Below are 4071 nucleotides of genomic sequence, written 5' to 3'. Positions count from 1 at the left end.
CGCACTCCCATCTTGAGATGGGTATCACCTCGCAGTCCGCGCCGGCGTAGACAACGTGCCGCTCAGACACCGCTTACGCCCATTCAAAGGTCTAAAGTAAGTTGGGGGCCGCCGCATGTCTCGTATGGCGTGAATGTCAAGGTTCGGCTGGGAGCGGTCATACGGTTGGTCGCGCCGCAGCGTGCAAGGTCAAGTTGTGCGTGCCGCGCCGCCGCAAGTCCGGTTTGAGCCCAAACTAACCGATGCTGCCGGACGCACTAATGGCAGCTATGGATTGTGCCCGATCAAAAGAGTTTGCCTCCAGTGCCCGCCGTGAAAGCCGCTAGCAGATCAACGTCGGAACGACTGCCGCCCCCTCCGAACGCGAATGCGTAGCCTTGGCGACCGAGGCTTGTGATCTCTGGAAGCAGTTCGTCTGATGATCTCACTACGTGACCCGCACCAGAGCCGACGAGGCGGATGTTCTCATAGAGATCATCGCAAGCCATACCGTCGGCGAATTGCGCGATCTCCATCGGTATGCTTCCAATCTCGGAAAGGAATCCGGGTGACGGCAGGCTGATGCGCACGTTTGCAGTGCCCATGATCGGCCCCTTTAACGAGTTGATCGAAACGAAGGCGCGAAGGTCGTCGTCTGGCGACCGCACGATGAGTCGGTCGATACTCAAGTGCGGCAGGTCGTCGTCGACCAAACCGTTCTGTTTCAAAGCGCGTGTCAATTTGCCGTTAGCGTTTGCAACAAAGTCGAACTCGCTGTCAAAGATGTTCTTGGCGTCGTCCTTGATGAAACCGCTGAGCATGAAAGGTTCGCTCGGGTCGAGGCGCCCGTCGGCTTTCATCTGTTGGAAAACGCGCGCATGGAACACCAGCTCCACCAAGTAGCGCGTCAACGTCATTGCGTTGATTTCCCGCACTTCCTGAAATCCATAGATGCGAAACAAGGGTAGGTTCGCCTGATTGCAAATCGAATTCTTCTTCTCGTCGTTGGACGTTTTGTGTCCTGGCCCATCAAATTCGATGGCGACGACCGCTTGTTGGCTCTCGTCGATCAGGACAAAATCGAAATGGGATTGCAACGAGTATGTGCCTAGATCGCGTCGATCTAGCATTTCGATATTTACAACGTCTGCGACACGCACCTTTTCATGCAGTTCAGCGCCGTGACGCCCTATCACCGCACGGATTTGCTTTTGAACGCGATCTTCACTGTAGTTTCTGAACTTGCGCAACATTGCTAATATCTAGCACGGGAGCGCCCTTGACGGACACTCCTATCATCTATCGGAACGGCAGCTTCGTCCCGCATAGCGGCCATCTGACCTAAGAAAATGCTGCACGATGCACGAACGACCGCTTCGACGGGCAGCAACGCAGCATCGGGTTATTGACTGAATGTCCGGAGAGGGCCGTCACTGCGCCGGAGCAGGAAGGACGGAATGCGGTCGTTTGCTGCGCTTTACATCAATGTCTGCTACGCGAAGCAACTTCTTCATATCGACCGCATTCGTGACTCGATCTTTTCTGGCTTCGCGCGCGCTCCTAACGACGAAACGGGCTATCGAGGCGAAGATGCGCAGAGGCGGCGCACCAGTCAACTGAACGACGATATGAGGGCGCATGGCAGTGGTCATGCAACGAGGGCGCCGCCAGCATCTCTAAACGCAGTCCGGCAGCCTGCTTTCGAACGCGCGCTGCGCTGTTTCGGCGCCGTGCAAAAGTAAAGGCCATTGAGGCTGCGACACACCCAACGGCCTTTTCAACCCAACTCTCGATGAAAGGTCATGTGATCATATTTAGAACAAAAACAGTCGGGAATCAATACGCCTCTGCGCTTACCAGTGCGCGGGGGCCCGCTAGCCTATCATACTTAGGACCTTTCGATGAGATTATTGAGCTCCTCATCGGCGTCTTTGCTAAGTGGGCTGTCGTTGACCACCATCGTTAGGTTGCCATCGCGTATCTACTTGAGGACATTGGCGACAACGGGCGATACCTCTTTGCCGGTCAGAGCCACAGCCGGGCCAAGTGACTTCAGAATGAGCAACGCGACGCCTCAACATCAGCTATTGCCGAAAGTTTCACCGGTTTGACAAATGATCAACCTGCTGGGCGCATAAAGAAGGCAACGGTCATGATCAAGCCGATTGCGATAATGAACAGGCGCAGCACGGCCGTGTTCCTAACCCGCCGCGCCAGAACCGCGCCGATGTATCCGCCCATGGCGCAGGACAGGCCGACGATCAGCAAGTTGCCCCAGTCGATCAGTCCCGCAATGGCATATGTCGCGACCGAGACCACCGACAGGATCGCGGACATCAAGTTCTTCAACCCGTTCATCCGGTGCAGGTCGGTCATGCCGATGACGCCGAAAGCCGCGAGCAGCATGATGCCGAGGCCACCGTTGAAATAGCCGCCATAGACCGAGACCACGAACACAAGAGCAAGTGCGGTGGGGCTGGGCGTTTCGCGCCCGGACTTCGCGAGATACCGAACGAAGGACGGGCCGGTGGCAAAGGCCAAGGTCGCCATCAATAAGAGCCAGGGCACCACGCCCGAGAACAGCTCTTCAGGCGTGACCAGCAGCAGACTAGCGCCAGCGAGCCCCCCCGACGATCGCGGTGCCAAACAGATGGGCGAGAGGAGGCTTCCCGCCGCGCTCGATATCCGTGCGATAGGCCCAAGCGCTGCCCACATAGCCCGGAAGGGCGGCAAAGGTCGCGGTCGCATTCGCCATGATAGGCGGAACACCGGCCCAGACGAGTGCCGGAAACGTCAGAAAGGTGCCACCACCCGCGATTGCATTGAGCGCACCGGCGCCCAAGCCGGCCAGCACGAGTATTATACCTGTCAGCATGTTCGTTCTCCTTCAAACCGCGCCGCTGTTGCATGATGCCGGATTGGTCTGCAAATTGGTCTGTATGGGGGTGCAAATGACCACGAAGCGAACTCGAAAGATTGTGGAAGCGCTGCGCGACTATTGCGCGGCGGCCGCCATCGCGCCGGGCGGACAGCTGCCGCCGGAGCGGGATCTGGCGCGTCGGTTGGGGTGCAGCCGTGAGACGCTGCGCAATGCCTTGGCCGAGCTGGAGCTCGCTGGCGATCTCTGGCGGCATGTCGGGCAAGGCACGTTCCTTGGCCCCCGCCCGCCGGGCCACCCTGTGCGCGAGACCATTCTAGTGCAAGGCGCTTCACCGCTTCAGCTGATGCAGGCGCGCCTGACCCTCGAGCCCTCCGTCGCCGCCGAGGCCGCTGCGCTCGCGACCCCTGTCGAGATCGCCTATCTTTCCGATCTGGTCAACCGGGGCCGCCGTGCCGCAACCCGGACCGACTGCGAACGGCTCGACGCCGCCTTTCACCGTGGTATCGCAGAGGTAACAGGAAATCCCATACTGCTTGGCCTTCTCGACTATCTCGCGGGCGCGCGCCGCCATGCGGCCTGGCAGCGCGAATGGGAAGTCACTTACCGAAAACTCGGTGTCGCCGAATTCACCGAATGTCACAGCCTACAGCATGAGGAAGTGGTCGCGTGCATTCAACGGGGCGCGACTGACGCCGCCGCGGATGCCATGCGCGGGCACCTGCAGACGATCTTCACGGCCATGCGCGGGTCCGGTCTGCCGCCCTGACAGCGGTGCCGCTCCGCCTGAGCCCTGTGCCTTCAGAACGCTGCCACCAACCAATCTCGAAACACCCACAGGCGGGAGAGAGCTGCCGGTTGCCAGGATAAAGGACGGAGACCGGCGAGAGTGACGGCGGAAACTCGGTCAGAACCTCGACGAACTCGCGGGCGGGGAGAGCCGCCTCGGCATGGTAACGCGGCATCTGGACAAGACCAAAGCCAAGACGCGGCGGCTTTGTCCGCAATGTCGACCTCTGCCGGAACCGGTTTGCTGCGCAAGGGACGGCGGACCGGTTCGGTGACGCTGCGCCGCAGCGGTGCGCCTTGGGATCAATGGCCGCAATGGGCCGAGATCGACGTCACAGTCAAAGGGCGTATTCCGTTGAAAAACTCGCGCTTGATTGCTGGGCGTGGCGCTGATTCAATTCCGACATCAGGTGGGAGGATTGGCG

6 protein-coding genes are annotated in these 4071 nt (G+C 59.6%); 3 read left to right on the top strand and 3 right to left on the bottom strand.

The genetic code is table 11. The features are described 5' to 3' along the window. Nucleotides 1-284: 284 nt before the first annotated feature. Nucleotides 285-1232 (bottom strand): DUF2726 domain-containing protein, encoded by a 948-nt coding sequence (locus B6V73_RS20205; protein ID WP_088726301.1) that lies wholly within the window; start codon nucleotides 1230-1232, stop codon nucleotides 285-287. Nucleotides 1233-1436: 204 nt separating this feature from the next. Here B6V73_RS20205 and B6V73_RS20200 point away from each other — a divergent pair, with 204 nt between their 5' ends. After that, entirely contained in the window at nucleotides 1437-1721 is a 285-nt protein-coding gene (locus B6V73_RS20200; RefSeq protein WP_088726300.1) for a hypothetical protein, read from the top strand. A gap of 376 nt (nucleotides 1722-2097) precedes the next feature. Here B6V73_RS20200 and B6V73_RS20195 read toward each other — a convergent pair whose 3' ends face one another. Both B6V73_RS20195 and B6V73_RS21395 read right to left on the bottom strand, forming a co-directional pair. Continuing rightward, nucleotides 2098-2694, bottom strand: coding sequence for a sulfite exporter TauE/SafE family protein (locus B6V73_RS20195; protein WP_346426039.1), 597 nt, complete (start codon nucleotides 2692-2694; stop codon nucleotides 2098-2100). After that, a complete protein-coding gene (locus B6V73_RS21395) occupies nucleotides 2588-2854 on the bottom strand; it encodes a TSUP family transporter (protein ID WP_346426038.1) in 267 nt (88 codons plus the stop codon). The genes B6V73_RS20195 and B6V73_RS21395 overlap by 107 nt, the downstream gene beginning before the upstream one ends. A gap of 76 nt (nucleotides 2855-2930) precedes the next feature. On the opposite strand from B6V73_RS21395, the gene B6V73_RS20190 reads away from it, so the two are divergent. After that, complete coding sequence (locus tag B6V73_RS20190) at nucleotides 2931-3626, top strand: FCD domain-containing protein (RefSeq protein ID WP_088726302.1); 696 nt, start codon at nucleotides 2931-2933, stop codon at nucleotides 3624-3626. A 237-nt stretch (nucleotides 3627-3863) separates the two neighbouring features. After that, nucleotides 3864-4071 (top strand): hypothetical protein (locus tag B6V73_RS21050; protein ID WP_206185627.1); only part of this gene is annotated, 208 nt, incomplete at its 3' end.

This window comes from Thioclava sp. JM3 (assembly GCF_002213185.1).
Classification (GTDB): Bacteria; Pseudomonadota; Alphaproteobacteria; order Rhodobacterales; family Rhodobacteraceae; genus Thioclava; species Thioclava nitratireducens.
Note: the sequence above shows the minus strand (reverse complement) of the source record. Positions and strands in the feature narration are given on the sequence as shown.